Source organism: Streptomyces sp. NPDC030991 (assembly GCF_055571235.1).
In genome coordinates this window covers 14,816-29,508 of record NZ_JBVIFR010000031.1, presented here as the reverse complement: position 1 = coordinate 29,508, position 14,693 = coordinate 14,816, and the positions used below count along the sequence as shown (strand labels likewise).

Here is a 14,693-nt window from a genome sequence, read left to right as displayed (position 1 = left end):
GGTCAGCCCCTGGCGTCCTGCGCCCTCGTCATCGTGCGCGGTTCGCCGTCCGAGCGAGCCGTGCGCCGATCGGGCGCGGCGAAGGGGCCGACGGCCGGGTCGGTAGGACCGCTCGACCGGAGCCAGACCTGTGGTCGATCCATCGCGCCCAGCAGGCAAGATTCCGCGACCTCCGCCGGCCGGTCGAAGCCACCCCTGCCCAACACCCCAACACCCCGCCGCCCGCGTGGCGCAACAGGCCAAGCGCTCGCACCCCCGCCTCGCCATGCGCACGCAGTACTACCGAGCGGCAAGGAGTGGAAACGTCTCCGCCGCAGCCTTGAGGAGGACGCCGAGAAGGAAGATGGGCACGGTCGGTGCTAGCGGGCCGGGCGGGAGACGCCGGAGTCGTAGGCGCCGATGCCGCGCCGCTGGATCACGCCGCCGGGGATGACCTTCGCGGTCGACGGCAGCTCGGGAACCTTCCGCTTGGCCTGCTGTGTCTGGTCACCGCCGATGAGGTGCCGGTTGTCGAGCAGGGCCTCGCAGTCCTGATCGGCGACATCCTCGTAAGGCCGTCGGCACGACCCGCGGTACACCTCAAGCGCGTCGACGCGAGTGCCCTGCACGGTCGTGAACGAGCCGCGAAAGTCGGCGAGCTTCGCTACACGGTCTTCGACCTTGATCTCTGCTGCGACGATCCAGACGTGCGCGAAGGACTCCTCCGGCTCCTCGATGACGGCTGTCGGCCCAGTGACTTCCTGCGGCAGGGCAAAGAGGTCAGCGAAGGGTTCGAATTCCAGTTGATCGCGGACTGCTGGAGTCGAGGTCGGCACAGTGTGGTTCCTCCCGGCGGCTATACATCAGATCGCGGCCCACCGTCAACGGCTGGCCTCGCTCTATGGACGGACCCACCTCGCCAGGCGTTACACCCTCAGCCGATCTGTGTCCCGCCCTGGCCCTCGGGGGAGCGAAGGAACTCTCGCGCGCCGCGCAGGCGGGTCCGCAAGGACCGCTGCGTCGTATGACTGTCGAGGCGCACATCTAGAGCGCCGGGAACTGTGCTCTCTGCCCGTCGGCCGGCTGGCAGACGGGATGCGTCGAGGCCGTCGCGGCGCGCGATGAGAATGCCGAGCTCGTGACGACTCAGGGCGTCGGTTCCAGCGGCATGATGAAGCCCTGCGGCGCCACTCAATGCCAGCTCCAGCAGCGCGGCGGCCAGGTCTGTGACGTGGACGGGGCACCGGATGTCGTCGGTGAACAGGGCGCCGTCGAGCGTGCCCGCGGCGAGCTGGTGGACCAGGTGCTCGTGCACAGAACGGCCGTGTCCGATGGTCAGCGACGTGCGGACGACGGCGGCCTTCGGGTGCACGGCGAGAACCCCGGTCTCGGCAGCGGCCTTGGCCGCGCCGTAGGGGGTGATGGGGTCGGGAGAACACGACTCGTCGTAGTGGACGCGGTCGGCGCCGGAGAACACCGCGTCGGTAGACACGTGTACCAGGCCGATTCCGTGCTTGGCGGCGGTGATGGCGAGGTAGAGCGGGCCTTCGGCTGTGACCGCCCAGTTGGCCCGGCCGCTCGATGCGTTGATGACGACGCTCGGGGTCACCTCGGACATGACCGTGTCCAGGCGCCCCGGGTCGCGCAGATCGAGGTGGCGCCATGAGGCTGGGTGGGCTTCCCCCCGCTCGTTAGCGTACGTCGCGACTGCCGAGTAGCGTGCGGCACCCGCCTGTCGAACCAGCTCGGATCCCAGGAAGCCGCTGCCACCGACGACCAGAATTGTCATGTGCGTAACCGTAGTCCCACGGGCCGCGTGGCAAAGGCGGCCACTCCGGTGTGGGAGCGACGCCTTCCTCGTCCGTCGGACGTGCAGGGCTATGAGGTCTGCGGCTTCCAGACGTACCGGACATCCGGCTCGCGCTCGTCATTGCGCTTCCCGTCGGTGCGTTCGGCCTCGGCGAAGCCGTGCCGCTCGTAGAAGCGTCGCGCCGGGGTGTTGACCTGGAAGGTCCACAGCGACAGGCCGTCCGGCTGCTGTTGCTTGGCCAAGTCCACGAAGCGGTCGCCGAGGCCTCGCCCGCGCCAGTCCGGTTCGAGGTAGAGCTGCTTTAGTTCTCGGCCGTTGAGGACCAGCAGCCCCACCACCTTGTCCTCCGTGACGGCCACCCAGGTCTCGTACTGCGGCACGAGCACGCGGGCGAACCAGTCCCGTACGTCCGCCGCGTCGTGCGCGCAGCGCACAGTGGGCAAGGCGGCGGCGTAGGAGTGCAGCCACACGTCGGCTGCCGCACGGGCGTCAGCGTCCACAGCACGGCGAAACAACGCGTCATTGCCGGTCATGACCCGATCCTCTACTTCCCGGGGCGTCCAAGCTGGTGGACGGTCCAGTCCGCAGCCCGCCACGGCTCGGGATCGAGGGCGGTGCGGCAATCAACCAGAAGGGCGTTGGCCGGTCGGCCGACCAAGGCCTGGGGGTCGGCCTGCCGGTACTCGGGCCACTCGGTGGCCAGGACGACGATGTCGGCACCATCGAGGGATGCGGCCAGGTCGTCGGTATAGTCCAGCTCCGGGTTGCGGACCATCGCCGTGGGTACGGCCTGCGGGTCGTGCACGGTGACGATCCCGCCGGCCTGTTGGAGCGCTTGAGACAGGGCCAGAGCCGGGGACTCGCGCACGTCGTTGGTGCCCGGCTTGAACGCGGCACCCCACACGGTGATCCGGGCGCCGCTGATGGGCCGCTCGCCCAGGGCGCGGGTGATGAGTCCGAGGGCGACGTCGGTGCGCCGCTCGTTGATCACCTCTGCGGCCCGCAGGAGGGAAGCGGCGTCGTCGGCGCCGAGGGCCCGCGCGGAGGCGGTGAAGGCGCGCACGTCCTTGGGCAAGCACCCGCCGCCGTAGCCGATGCCTGGCTGCATTCCGCCGCCGCCGATCCGCGGGTCGATGCCGAGAATGTTCACGATCTGAGCGACATCTCCGCCGGCGGCCTCGCACATGTCGGCGACGGCGTTGATGTAGCTGATCTTCATGCCGAGGAAGGTGTTCGCGGCGCCCTTGGCCAGTTCGGCGGTCTGCGGGTCAGTGATGAAAATGGGGACGCCTGCGTCGATGATTCCGGCGTACACGGCGCGGATCGCCTTCTCGCCCTCCGCGGTGGTAACGCCCGCGATGAGACGGTCGGGGCGCAGGGTGTCCTCCACGGCGTGGCCCTCGCGCAGGAACTCCGGGTTCCACACGACCTCCACGCGATCCCCGGCCGGGGCGAGACGCTGGGCGAGGGCGGTGACCTGGATGGTAGTGCCGACGGTGACCGTGCTTTTGCCGACGATGGTGCACGCCTGATCGAGGTGGGGGGCAAGCTGGCGGATCGCACCGAAGACCTGCGCCGTGTCGTACGAGCGGCCGTCGGCGTCGATGGGGGTGCCGACGCCGATGAAGTGCAGCTCGGCGAAGGAGGCGGCTTCGCTGATGTCGGTGGTGAACCGAAGACGCCCGCTTGCGGTGTGGCGGGCGAGGAGGCCCGGCAGCCCGATCTCATAGATGGGGCACTCGCCGGCGTTGAGCCGATCGACTTTGGTCTGGTCAACATCCACGCCGATGACCTCATGGCCGAGTTCGGCCATCGCCGCCGCGTGCGGGATGCCGAGGTGTCCGCAGCCGATCACGGAAACGCGCATTGCAGGTCGTCCTTGTCTGGTCGGGGGGCCTACCGAACTCGGTTGGCCCCCCGCACGCTATCGGTTGTGCACAGGGCCCAAGTCGGGTCCGTTGTATGTTCGTTGGGGTGTTCGAGCAACGCGGTCCAGGAGTGTGCGCTCAGGCTGCGGCTTCCACTACGTCGGCCAAGGCGGCGACCAGGAACGCAGTGTCGTCATCCGTGGAGATCAGCGGCGGCGCGACGACCAGCCCTTCACTCCTGGGGTCGCCCGCGCCGGTGAAGGGGTAGAAGAACACGCCCCGTTCTTCGGCGGCCTCCATTACGGGCCAGAGCATCCCAGCGGCCACCTCCACGCCGTAGAGGAATCCGAGCCCGCGTACGTCCTTGACCGGGCCGACGCCCTTCAGCGCCTTCAAACCTTGGCCGAGGCGCTGGCCGCGCTCGTCGAGAGCGAGGAGGTCGATGGCCTCCAGCTCGTCCAGGACGCCCAAGCACGCGGCGGCCATGAGCGGATGGGTGGCCATGGTGCCCATCGCAGGCAGCGGGTCGGCATGTTGCTCCCGCAGCCACCGGACCGCGGCGGGGGACACCAGCACCGCGCCGACGCTTGTATATCCGGCACCCAGCCCCTTGGAGAGGACCACGATGTCGGGCTCGCAGCCCTCCCAGTGCTGGCTTGCGAGCGGGGTGCCGGTACGCCACATCCCGGTCAGCACCTCGTCGTGGAGCACGAGTACGTCCCGCTCCTGACATATGTCCGCCACCCGCCGGAGGTAGCCGTCAGGTGGGACGAAGGCGCCGCCCGTGGTCCCGTTGACGGGCTCGATGAGCACTGCGGCCACGTTTTCGGGCCCGCGGCGGTCGATCTCCTGCGCGATCTCATCGGCGCACGAGGCATCGCAGCCGCGGCCCGCATGGGGGTGCGTCGGCGGGTAGGGCGCTGGGAAGCCGGGGCCGAGGTCCAGCGCGTCTTCCGGGCGGGGCCTGCGGGCCTCATTGCCCGCAAGGGCGAGGGTCAGTGCCGACATCCCGTGGTAGCTCAGCGTCGAGGTGAGGATGTCCCCGCGCCGCTTCCCGTCGCGCGCTCGGGTGATGCTGCGCGCCAAACCGATGGCGACCTCAACGCCCAAGGTCCCGCACGTCGTCAGCGCCACGTAGTCGTCCGGTCGGCCCACGGCGCGGCACAGACGATCCATCAGCTCCATTTGGATGTGGGGCCGGACGACAGCGGCACCACCGAAGGAGTAGCGGAAGAACTGCCGCTCGATCCGAGCGTGAACCTTGGGGCTGCTCTGGCCGATGTTGGTGCAAAGCAGCCCGCTCGATCCATCGAACATGCGGGCACCGCTGGCCAGGTGCAGCCACGGCCCGTCCGTCCCCACGACCTCGAAGTCGGGCAGCGGCCGGGAGGACGCGAGGAGCCGCTGACGTTGGAACACATATCGATCCACTTGGAAGATTCCCTTCTCGGGGGGTGCTCACGGGTGGGGCCGCGCACGAGCGCGGTGCGCGGCCCCGGAGAACCGTTCGGTCAGGCGGCAGCCTGGGCGACGGGGAAGTTCACGCCGAGCTGGTGGCACAGCTCGATGAGCGTGGGGATGGCCTCGGCCTTCACGATCACGTCACCGTCCTGCGGGCCCTCCAGCGGGTAGGGCATGTACTTGCCGAACTCCTCCAGGCCCTCGGTGTCGATGTAGAAGACCTTCATGCCGCGCTCACGGGCCCGCTTCTGAACTGACCGCCGGTCGGCGTGCAGGCCGATGACCAGCAGCGCCTTGGCCTCGGGGTGGAACGGCACGGGCGGAATCTTCTGGTCGTAGCGGCGCACGAAGCACTCTTTGAGTCCGGCCCGCGCGGCGAGCAGGTCGAAGTTGTGCTGGAGCACGGGGCCGACGAAGTGTCCGGCGTCGTGGAGGGCCTTGAGCGCGTGGTGGGCGGCCGTGGGTTCGGCGAGGAAGCTGACGCGGAACATCGTGACCAGCTCGTCGACCTTCGCCGTGGCGTTGAGCAGCATCTGCCGCACGAGCGTGTCCTTCTGCGGGCTCAGGACGAACGGGTGCGTCTGCTTCATGACGTTGTCGGTCCGCTCGGTGACCCGGTACGCCTGGTGCAGGAAGTGCAGCGGTGGCACCCCGGCTTCCACGCTCGTGCCGCAGCCGATCTCGACTTGGAACGGCAGGTAGTTCTTCAGCTCGCTCAGGTCGTCGGCGTAGGTCGGGTTGCCGCGCTCATCCTTGATGCGGGTGCCGCCCGCAAGGACGTTCCACGGCATCTGTCGCACGTTGCGCGTCACCTTGAAGTCCTCGGAGAGGAACACGATGTCGAGCGAGCAGAACCCGGCCGGAGTCTTCCGCGAGGCCCGCTCGTCCTGCGGGTGCGTGTCGTACGGGGTGACGGTGACCCGCAGGTCGCCCTTTGACCAAGTGTCGTCATCCAACTGCCGCCAGCCGCCTTCGATGAGCCAGAAGCGGACGTTGCTGCGGTACTCGTCGATTTCGGCCTTCGGGCCGAGCACCGACGTGTACAGGTACAGGTCGGCCAGGACGAGGCGCGGTACGGGGAACGTGTAGTCGATGTCGTACCGGTAGCGGTAGTGCACGATGCGGCGGCGGCCGTGTTCGTCTTCGGTCCAACCGGACTGCACTGCGTTGGCCGGGTCCTGCGTCCGACGCCAGATTCCCTCTTCGATCGCCCGGGGCCGCTCATGGCCGGTCCCGGCGAAGTGCTTGTACCAGGCTGCTTCCTGGTTCTCGTCGAGCTGTTCGATCACGGGGTAGGGAAGAAACACCTCGTCCTCCAAGGTCTGGGGATGACGTTTGCTGGGCCCCGGACGGGCGTGGCTGCCATTTCCGCTTCGGCGGGGAGGCCAGTTGGATGCGCGGTCGCTTGGCCGCGCCCGTCCGGGAGGTGGTGCCCGCCCCTCCCCTGCGCGGTGGGTGAGCCAGGGACAGGCCCAGCAGCAGAGGAGGGGCGGGGGTATGGGGGGTGTGGTGGTGCTAGTCGAGAACACCATCGGCACGACGGTCGCAGTGATCGCTTAGCAGGGCACGCAAACGCCTTGCAGAGACTGCAAAGCGACGTTTCGAACCGGGAGTTACCTGCTTGCGGACGGGCGAGGGTGACCGCCCGGTTTTCGCCGCTTCACGCCGGCCTCTGCGAGGCTCAGCCAGACGAAGCCGTACGAGCGGCCGGACTCGGCGGCGAGACGGTAGATCGATCTGCCGAGCTTGTACCGTCTCACCAACTCGGCGGTGACCGCTGCCCGCTGATCGGGGGCGAGTTTTACGCGCGGTGGTGGCCAGTCGAATGTGTCAGACACCTGCTTTGATCTCCTCTGCGAGATTGACGACCGTGACGCCGCGCAGTTCGCGTACGAGCTGGGACCCCAATAGCCAGGGCGTGTGTTGCCGGGCTGAGTACGGCAGCGGCGCGTCCACGTACTCCGGGCTCACCTTCTGAGGTGTGGGACGGGCGAAGCCGTTGTCCTCGAAGGGCGTGCCAATGACTCCGTACAGCTTGGGCACCCGAGACCGCAGGGCGACGGCGCCGTTCCTCAGCAGATGGCCGCATTGCTCGATCGCAACGACGGCGTGCTCCAGGCAGACCGGAGGCTGCCAGGTCTGGTGGCCTTCGAACCAGTTGGTCGATGTGGCGCTGAGGGGCGGAGGTGCGAGAAAGAGCCACCCCAGGGAAGTCCGGCTCGAAGGCCCGCGACATCCCTGGCACAACAGGTACTCCATGCACTCCCATTGACGGGCCGGCAGCACGTGACTCCACCGCGGCCTACCGCAAGCTCCCGGGTTCTGAGAGAAGCGGCTCCACAGCACACCTCGCCCGTCACGGTCCCCGGCCACCTCGTCCGTGTAGTAGAGGCCGCCGTTCTTCCAGTGGCGCGGCCTTGAGGCCAGCCTCGCCACGAAGTCGGGTTCCTCGCCTTCCTGAGCGGTGATGTACGGCACGAAGGCGGGGGTCCGGGCCTCCGTGCCGTTCACGTCGGGACGCCTGTCAGGGACCGGTGCGGCGCAACGACGGTGCCGTTCGGCAGCAGCTCGCCAGTGTCCTCGAAGAGAAGGACGCCGTTGCACAGCAGGGTCCAACCCTGTTCCGGGTGGCAAACCCTGGGGGCCGCGGCATCCCGGTCGGGGGCCCAAGCCGGAGGGCAGGGTGGCTCGTGCGTGCACATAGGGAGGGTCCTTTCGCTGGGGCACGGCCTGCGCTCGACTTGCCAGCGCTGCTCAGACATCGGCGGTCCCCGCATCGGTCTCAGAGCTAGCGGCGCTGAGGAAGGCCAGGAACACGCCGCGCATGTGGAGGTAGTCAAGTAACTGCTCGTACTCGTCGTCGTCGGCGGCGAGGCCTAAGCGGTTGGCAGTGAGGATGCCGATGGCGAAACCAGTGGTGGCGTACCGGCAAGCAGCTCCGAACCCCGGCCGCTGGCTGATGGACGTGGTCCTTCCGAGGTCGGCGAAGGTGTTGGCGGAGACCTGCCAGTCCATCCGTCGGGCGTAAGCGTCGATGCGGGCGATCTGCTCGCGCCGCTCGCCCTCGGGCCCCACGAAGACGTAGGTCGCCACACGTACGGGCCTGCCGCGCTGGACTGCGTCGTGGATGGCGCTCGCCATGAACTCCCGGCGCCTCTCATCGAGGCGGAATGCTCTGGTGGGGCGTTCGTCGCCTCCTAGGGCCGGTAGGCCGGTGTGTTCGATCACGTGGTTCCTCGCGGTCGGCCTGCCGCCGGGCGGGGGATGGTGCCCGGCGGCAGGGGTTGGAGTCGCGCGCGACGGAGGCGTGTGAGGAGCAGCGCCGCCGCGCGCGGGGATTAGGAGATGGTTCGCAGGACGGAACCGAGGAGCGCTTCGTGAGGAGGCGGACCGGGCTGCCACTGGTTGAGGAGGTCACGCAGGGGCTGCGGGGGGACCAGACGGTCCCCGCGGCACGGTCGACGCCAGTAGGGTCCGGGCGGATCGGTCTGAGCGAGCGGAGGGAGAGCGAGCTGGTTCGGCCGGCCGAGACAGGTGGCGTACCGGTGGGGCTCCCAGCAGTCGCTGGTGCCCGGCGGGACGAGCCAGATGAGCCACGCCCGCCCGGGGTCCTCGATGACCGGCCCGCAGGCATCCGGGGCGTCAACGGCGGTCTTCTGAATCTCGTCCATCACCGTCATGAGGCCGTACGCACTCGGACCGCTCGCTGTGACGACGATGTCGAAGAGGCCGCCACCCAGCGGGAGTTGCAGGGCCCCGCCGTGCTTGAGAGTCATTAGGTTGCGAATGCGCTCGGCCAGCGTTCCCATGTCCGGCGCCACATCGGCCTGTGACACCTGGAAGGCCGCGGGAGTGAACGCCACCTCTTGGGCCGGGGGGAGCTGTTGGTGCGGATCGATCTCCCGCCGAGTGAGCTGCGTCGGCGCGTTCACGCGGACACCTCCGTGACCCCCGGGAGGAGCGCCTGCACGGTCTTGCCGATCGCCCTACCGCTCTGGTCTGTGAGACGGCAGTAGGACAGTCGGGCACCGAGCTGGCGCACCCACCACAGGCCACGGCCTCGCGAGGCCTCAGCTCCCGGAGCCCATGTGACCGCCTCGGCCCAGTTCGGGAAATCGGCTTGGGTGTCATCGACCTCGATGAGCAGGGTGTTGTCCTCGGAAATGAGTAAGCGGACGGGGATCATGTGGCGTTCTTCCACGTCGGTGTGCATGACCACGTTGTCAACGATCGTGCCGAGGACCCGGCTCGCCGCCTCGATGTCGCCGGACCATCGTCCGACAGCCAGGAGAGCACGAGCGCGGAGCCGCGCGTTCGCGCCGGCCCCGTCCTGGGCGGTGAACCTGCCGTTCCAGGCGTACCAGGGCTCGATCGGAACACGGAACGGAATGGGGCTCACGTTATGTACGGGCCGGCTGTCGGCCAGGGTGAGAGTGGGGCGAGCCGCCACAGTGGGGGCCGCGAGTTGCAAGGGTGAGGTCACGGGGGACTCCCAAAATCAGATTGTGCTTGGACGTGCACTCTCAGCAAGGGTGCTGATCAGAGTGGCCCTGCATGGGGTGCCATCGCCATGTCACCGGGGTGCCATCTACGCGGCCGTCTGGCGGCCATCGGTCATCTGGCGGCCAGCCAAGTGCCATCTCCCTCGCATGTGTTGCACTAGAAGGCGGCGGCGGTATCCCCTTCGAACGAAGGGATCGATCCGCAGGCGAGCCGCCGACGGGCCAGTGCTCGACGACTGGGGGACGACGTGAGTGCACTACCCGAGACGCTGCTGAAGCAGCTCTGCGACGCCCGGAACATGGGCTATCCAGAGTTCAGTGAACTGTTCGATGACACCGCCGATGAGGTGGTCGGCAAGGGCGTCAATAACCCGACCTGTAGCGAGCGGACTTACCGCCGCTGGCGTGGAGGTCAGGTACAGGTCACGTCACTGTCCCCGGACACCTGCCGCGTGCTGAAGGCGATGTTCAACAAGGAGGCGACAGCCTTACTCGCTCCTCCGCCGCAGCCCGCAGATCCCCAGGTACCCGCGTTCGACCTGGAGCAAGAGATCAACATGATGGCACGCGAAGCACAAGACGACGCCAGCGCGACCGCCGCTGCATCCGTCTCAGACATCAGCCTGGACCAATTCACCGACGACGTTGTAGCCCTCGCGCACGCGTACGCCTCGATCTCACCGATCGAAGCCTTCCACCGCGGCCGGCTCCTCCAAGAACAGCTCACGGAACTGCGTGACCGTACGCAGATCCCGACCCAGCAGCAGCGCCTGCTCGAACTCACAGGCCAAACCGTCGCCCTCCTCGCGTCGGCGGCCTTCGACCTCGGGGCCTTCGACGGCGCCCGCCGCCTGGCCCGTACGGCACACCTGTACGGCGAAAGCGCCCGCTTCGAGCCCTTGCAGGCATTCTCCGACGGCATCCTCGCCTACATCGCCTACTTCACCGGCATGCCGCGCGAGGCCGTCAACAAAGCCCGTCGCGCTCAGACGTACGGCGGACTCGGAGATGTCGCCCGTCGGCGCCTGCTTGCGATCGAGGCGCGCGCGCACGGCTACCTCGGCGACGTGGACTCAGCGCTCCGCGTTCTGCGGAATTCTGAGGAGATCGACAACGGACAGCGCGACGACCTCCACGACCTCGTCGGAGGGGAGTTCTCGTTCCCCGCAGAACGCCTGGCGATGTCCAGCAGCTCCACCGCGCTCCTGATCCACGACGGAGATCATGCCGAGCAGTCCGCCCGGCTCGCTCTCAACCTCCTGAACAGCCTGCCGCAGGAAGCACGCTCCCCCCACGTCCTTGGAAGCGCCGCCGCGGATCTGGCCATGGCCCGGCTCCTCGTGAACGACGTGGAGGGCGCGTCCGCCGCACTCGACCCGGTCTGGGACATTCCAGCCAACCAGCGTGTCACCGGCATCCTCAACCGCACTGGGCAGATCCAGCACTACCTCACGCAGCAGTCGTTCCGCGGGGCTTCGCTTCCCCAGCAGCTCCGGGATCGCGTGGAGGAGTTCACCCGGACCGCCAGCACCCACCAGCTCAGCAGCCGCTCCGCGCTGCTCCAGTTGGAAGGCTGAGCGCCGGTCAAGCCAGAGAGGCGAGGACCTTTGCCTCCTTCTCCGGCGCAATCCCGTGCTCCGCCCACCGCGGGTGGTCCACGGGTCGCCCGTCCGCAGCAAGCCAAGCCCACGTGTCACGGATCGACTCCACGATCGGCCTGCACCGCAGACCGGCGGCGACCGCCCGACTGGAGTCGACGGACCAGACGCCGGCGTGCGTGCGCCACAGAGGCAACTCGGTCCACTGCTTGACGTCGTGCTCGATCAGGACGCCTGGTTCCACCCATACGGGCTTGCCTGCACCACCGGTGACGGACAGGCACTCGCTGAGGAAGTCGGCGAAGGTGATGCCCTCGGGGTGGGTGACGTTGTAGCCTCCGCTCGTATCGCTTCTTGCCTGGTCGAGAGTAAAGGCCGCCACGTCCCGAACGTCGACAGGCTGAATGCGCTGTTCTTGAGGCGCGGGCGCCAGAATCTTCCCGCCTCGCTTCGCCCGGGTAAGCCACCATGGGAGCCTGCCGACATACTCGCCGGGGCCGAGAATCACGCCCGGCCGCAGGAACACCGCGGAGTCACCGAACATTTCGGTCACAGCCTGCTCCCCGCCAGCCTTCTGGAAGCCGTACACGGTAGGGCTACCGTCCTCGCCGGTGTGCCCGTACGAGTCATCCGCATCCGCAGGGCAGTCAAGCAGCAGCGAGACGTCGGTGAGCGGGTGGTGGGGCCAGTCCTGGTAGACGGATACGGTGGAGATGTGCACCCAGCGGTGGGCCGCCTCGTGGAGCATGGTGGCCGCCAGGAGCACGTCGCGGGGAGGGAAGTCGGAACTCGACGTGTCGATCACGGCGTCCCACGGGCCGTGTTGGGCGAGGCGCTGAAGGTCTTCTCGAACGGTGCGGTCACCGTGCACCGCGGCGACGCCTTCAACGTCATGGCCGGAGCGTCCGCGATTGAAGGTCGTCACCGCCCACCCGCGAGCGAGGGCGTCCTGCGCAACTGCGCGGCCCAGGAACCAACTTCCGCCAAGCACGAGGATTCTCATGCCCGCGATCCTGCCCTGTCGGGTCGGCTTGACGGAAGACGGTCAGCCGTCGTCCTCCTGCGCGCGAGCTACCGCGGCGTGCGCGGGGCCGCCGTACAGCGGCACCGCATTGAGCGGGTCGCGCGTCCCGACACCGTGGCGGCGGTCATACACCGTGTCCGCGGTATGGGAGCCGTCCGCCCACCGGCCGGCCCGGTTGCGCTCGGCGATCGGATCGCCCTTCTCGGCCATGTCGGTGTTCGCGCTGGCCGCCACGAGTGGGAGGTGACCTTCTTGCCGTCGATGTATACGGCACGCCCGCCTGCTCCGCGAGGAGCTGGAACTGCTCGTTCAGCGAGCCCGGCCGCATCCGCACGCCGCGCTTACGGTTCGCCGGATAGGAGCGGAGGTCGCCCTTCACGGTCAGGGCCCGGAAGGTCGGCTGGTCGGGGCCGTCCGCGCCGAGGTTACGCAGCACGGCGAATCCAGTTCGGCCGCTTGTTGGCGAGCGGTGGCAACTCGCCGGGCCCCAGCATGGTGTGCTGGGTGACGAGGTAGCGCACTGGCGCTTTGGTGACTAGGTCGACTGTGTCGTCGTCGACCAGCTCGGCTTCGACGACTTCCAGATCCGTGATGCTCACGGCTCCTCCGGAGGGACGTAGGCAGCCTGGATCTTGAGCAGGTTGACCAGCATCAGCTTGCCCAGGAGGTCGTCACGCGTGCGCTGCGGCTGGTTCCGGACAACGTGCATGGCGGTGGCCTGGTCCACGAAGTGGCCGGAGCCGGTGAGGATCGGTGCGAAGACCCGGCCGCCCATGCCCTGTACCCCGAACCGGCGGGCGCCCGGCTCGGTCAGCTCCCACCAGCCGTGGGCGTCGAGCGCATCGGCGGCCTCCAACTCCTCTTTGACGCGGGCCTCCAGGAACGCCGCCCACTCCGCGGCCGTCACCGCATGCTCGGCCATCGGTCGCTCGGGTCGCTACTCGGTCACCGACTGGCCTCCGCGGGAAAGTCCGGGTGGTCTTCCCAACGCTTCGCCTCGTTGCGCATCCACGTCAGCTTGCGCACGGCGCCGACGATGTCCCCCTTCTCCATACACGCGTCGGCGTACCCCATGGCGTACCCCAGGGACTCGTGGAAGAGCGGGGTCACTACGGCGGTCTCCGCCGCGCGTGCCTTCAAGAACGTGTGCAGGGCGAGCAGTTGGGCGCTCATGTCCGCGAATGCGTCGACGTTGGGGCGCGCGGGCGGGGACCGCGGCGATGGAGTGGCGGGGGCTGTCGTCGGCTCCGGCCTGTGGCCTTGCGGGCTGTATCCGGTCATGGCAACTGCCTCTCGGGTGGATCACGTAACGGGGGCCGGACTCAGAATCGGGCGTAGCGAGCATCTATGCAGTCGGAGCAGATACGGAGCGAATCGCCATGAACGGCTCCACATCCGCCTTCGCAGGCGTTCAGTTGCTTGAAGACGTTGCCGCACGAGAAGCACAGGGGCGTTGCCCCGGGCTGGCCTGCCGCGGTCACCGCTTCCATCACGAGGGCGCATACTCCGCATTCCGGGCAGTCGAGTACCGGCGGATCGCCGCCTTCCTGAAAAGCAGAATGCTCGTCCAGGCCCAGGGTGATCCCTGCGTAGTTGGCGGCGGCGGACTCCGGGTTGTTCGGCCACACCTGGTGGCAGAACAGGCAGTTCGGGCCCTCGTCCTTGCCGTCGTAGGCGACCATGGCCCACTGCTCGCAGTCCGGGCACTTCACCGTCACGTCGGCGACCTTGGCCAGGTCGCTCCGGAGGTTGTTCATGCGCTGCTTGACCAGCGTCTCAATGCCCTTGAGGTGCAACCGGAACGAGTCCATGTCGCTCTCGACGCCTTGAGCTTCGGCGGGGTCGAGTCCCGGGATGAGGTGTTGGTGGATGAACGTGATCAGGAATTCGAGCACCCTCGCCGCGCGGGACTCGATGGCGTACGCGTTGTACGTCAGGCCGTAGTGCTGGAGGGCGTTGCGACTCTCGCCAAGCTCCTTGCTCTGCTTCCGGTCGTTCACTTCGAGGTCCAGGCGGGCGATGCCGCGCGAACAGTCGAAGGCGTCCAGGGTGCCGCAGCTCTTGAAGTCACCCTTCTGCCAGGCGTCGTGTGTCGCCTGGGTGGCGTCGGCGAAGATGAGGCTGAAGGGTTCCTGCGCGAGCCGGGCCTTGAGCAGTACCTCGGTGGCCGCCTGGAGATGGAGCACCGTGTACTTGAGGTCGAGGGCACCGGGCGGCTTGTCGCCTTCGGTCAGGTGTTGGAAGACGCTCACCAGGTAGTCCATGCCGTTGGACACAGGGTGTAGGACACGTCCGGCCGAGGGGAGGGGCGCTCCGCCTTCTTCTCGCTCTGGGCGGGCTCTGTCGCCGGGGCCAGCTCCGCGCCACCGCCCTCGGGCTCGTCGGGGTGCTGGGCGTCTGTCTGGTCGGTCATCCGATCCCCTCCCGGGGAAGATCAAAAATAGGTACCGG

20 protein-coding genes are annotated in these 14,693 nt (G+C 68.1%); 1 reads left to right on the top strand and 19 read right to left on the bottom strand.

Going from position 1 to position 14,693, the window contains the following annotated elements; genetic code table 11:
• Positions 1–359: 359 nt before the first annotated feature.
• From ACZ45E_RS36315 to ACZ45E_RS36260, 12 genes are all read right to left on the bottom strand, one after another.
• A complete protein-coding gene (locus ACZ45E_RS36315; RefSeq protein WP_468229732.1) occupies positions 360–815 on the bottom strand; it encodes a hypothetical protein in 456 nt (151 codons plus the stop codon).
• Between the two features lie 98 nt (positions 816–913).
• On the bottom strand, positions 914–1,768 hold the full coding sequence (locus ACZ45E_RS36310) for an SDR family oxidoreductase (protein WP_468229730.1): 855 nt from the start codon (positions 1,766–1,768) through the stop codon (positions 914–916).
• Between the two features lie 89 nt (positions 1,769–1,857).
• On the bottom strand, positions 1,858–2,322 hold the full coding sequence (locus ACZ45E_RS36305) for a GNAT family N-acetyltransferase (RefSeq protein ID WP_468229727.1): 465 nt from the start codon (positions 2,320–2,322) through the stop codon (positions 1,858–1,860).
• Positions 2,323–2,333: 11 nt separating this feature from the next.
• Complete coding sequence (locus ACZ45E_RS36300) at positions 2,334–3,656, bottom strand: UDP-glucose dehydrogenase family protein (protein ID WP_468229724.1); 1,323 nt, start codon at positions 3,654–3,656, stop codon at positions 2,334–2,336.
• A 139-nt stretch (positions 3,657–3,795) separates the two neighbouring features.
• Positions 3,796–5,088, bottom strand: coding sequence for an aminotransferase class III-fold pyridoxal phosphate-dependent enzyme (locus ACZ45E_RS36295; protein WP_468229722.1), 1,293 nt, complete (start codon positions 5,086–5,088; stop codon positions 3,796–3,798).
• Between the two features lie 80 nt (positions 5,089–5,168).
• Entirely contained in the window at positions 5,169–6,425 is a 1,257-nt protein-coding gene (locus tag ACZ45E_RS36290; RefSeq protein ID WP_468229719.1) for an SIR2 family protein, read from the bottom strand.
• A gap of 306 nt (positions 6,426–6,731) precedes the next feature.
• Positions 6,732–6,956, bottom strand: a complete 225-nt coding sequence (locus ACZ45E_RS36285) for a helix-turn-helix domain-containing protein (RefSeq protein WP_468229717.1) — start codon at positions 6,954–6,956, stop codon at positions 6,732–6,734.
• Complete coding sequence (locus tag ACZ45E_RS36280) at positions 6,949–7,629, bottom strand: hypothetical protein (protein WP_468229714.1); 681 nt, start codon at positions 7,627–7,629, stop codon at positions 6,949–6,951. Before ACZ45E_RS36280 ends, ACZ45E_RS36285 begins: the two co-directional genes overlap by 8 nt.
• Positions 7,626–7,820, bottom strand: a complete 195-nt coding sequence (locus tag ACZ45E_RS36275; RefSeq protein ID WP_468229711.1) for a DUF5999 family protein — start codon at positions 7,818–7,820, stop codon at positions 7,626–7,628. The genes ACZ45E_RS36280 and ACZ45E_RS36275 overlap by 4 nt, the downstream gene beginning before the upstream one ends.
• Before the next feature lie 52 nt (positions 7,821–7,872).
• The gene (locus ACZ45E_RS36270; protein WP_468229709.1) at positions 7,873–8,346 is read right to left on the bottom strand and encodes a recombinase family protein; all 474 of its coding nucleotides are present in this window, start codon (positions 8,344–8,346) and stop codon (positions 7,873–7,875) included.
• A gap of 110 nt (positions 8,347–8,456) precedes the next feature.
• Positions 8,457–9,050 carry a hypothetical protein gene (locus tag ACZ45E_RS36265; protein WP_468229707.1) on the bottom strand — a complete coding sequence of 198 codons (594 nt, stop codon included), beginning with the start codon at positions 9,048–9,050 and terminating at the stop codon, positions 8,457–8,459.
• Positions 9,047–9,517 (bottom strand): hypothetical protein, encoded by a 471-nt coding sequence (locus tag ACZ45E_RS36260; RefSeq protein ID WP_468229704.1) that lies wholly within the window; start codon positions 9,515–9,517, stop codon positions 9,047–9,049. The genes ACZ45E_RS36265 and ACZ45E_RS36260 overlap by 4 nt, the downstream gene beginning before the upstream one ends.
• Before the next feature lie 351 nt (positions 9,518–9,868).
• On the opposite strand from ACZ45E_RS36260, the gene ACZ45E_RS36255 reads away from it, so the two are divergent.
• On the top strand, positions 9,869–11,197 hold the full coding sequence (locus tag ACZ45E_RS36255; RefSeq protein ID WP_468229701.1) for a DNA-binding protein: 1,329 nt from the start codon (positions 9,869–9,871) through the stop codon (positions 11,195–11,197).
• A 7-nt stretch (positions 11,198–11,204) separates the two neighbouring features.
• Here ACZ45E_RS36255 and ACZ45E_RS36250 read toward each other — a convergent pair whose 3' ends face one another.
• The 7 genes from ACZ45E_RS36250 to ACZ45E_RS36220 all read right to left on the bottom strand — a co-directional run bounded on the left by ACZ45E_RS36250 (position 11,205) and on the right by ACZ45E_RS36220 (position 14,655).
• Positions 11,205–12,221 (bottom strand): NAD-dependent epimerase/dehydratase family protein, encoded by a 1,017-nt coding sequence (locus tag ACZ45E_RS36250; protein WP_468229698.1) that lies wholly within the window; start codon positions 12,219–12,221, stop codon positions 11,205–11,207.
• 42 nt (positions 12,222–12,263) lie between these two features.
• On the bottom strand, positions 12,264–12,476 hold the full coding sequence (locus ACZ45E_RS36245; protein ID WP_468229695.1) for a hypothetical protein: 213 nt from the start codon (positions 12,474–12,476) through the stop codon (positions 12,264–12,266).
• Positions 12,477–12,667: 191 nt separating this feature from the next.
• A complete protein-coding gene (locus ACZ45E_RS36240; RefSeq protein ID WP_468229692.1) occupies positions 12,668–12,841 on the bottom strand; it encodes a hypothetical protein in 174 nt (57 codons plus the stop codon).
• Positions 12,838–13,164: a DUF6221 family protein gene (locus tag ACZ45E_RS36235; RefSeq protein WP_468229689.1), complete on the bottom strand. Its 327-nt coding sequence runs from the start codon at positions 13,162–13,164 to the stop codon at positions 12,838–12,840. The genes ACZ45E_RS36240 and ACZ45E_RS36235 overlap by 4 nt, the downstream gene beginning before the upstream one ends.
• 23 nt (positions 13,165–13,187) lie before the next feature.
• Positions 13,188–13,415 (bottom strand): hypothetical protein, encoded by a 228-nt coding sequence (locus ACZ45E_RS36230; RefSeq protein ID WP_468229686.1) that lies wholly within the window; start codon positions 13,413–13,415, stop codon positions 13,188–13,190.
• 149 nt (positions 13,416–13,564) lie between these two features.
• Entirely contained in the window at positions 13,565–14,518 is a 954-nt protein-coding gene (locus ACZ45E_RS36225) for a hypothetical protein (protein ID WP_468229684.1), read from the bottom strand.
• Positions 14,491–14,655, bottom strand: a complete 165-nt coding sequence (locus ACZ45E_RS36220) for a hypothetical protein (protein ID WP_468229681.1) — start codon at positions 14,653–14,655, stop codon at positions 14,491–14,493. The genes ACZ45E_RS36225 and ACZ45E_RS36220 overlap by 28 nt, the downstream gene beginning before the upstream one ends.
• Positions 14,656–14,693 lie beyond the last annotated feature (38 nt).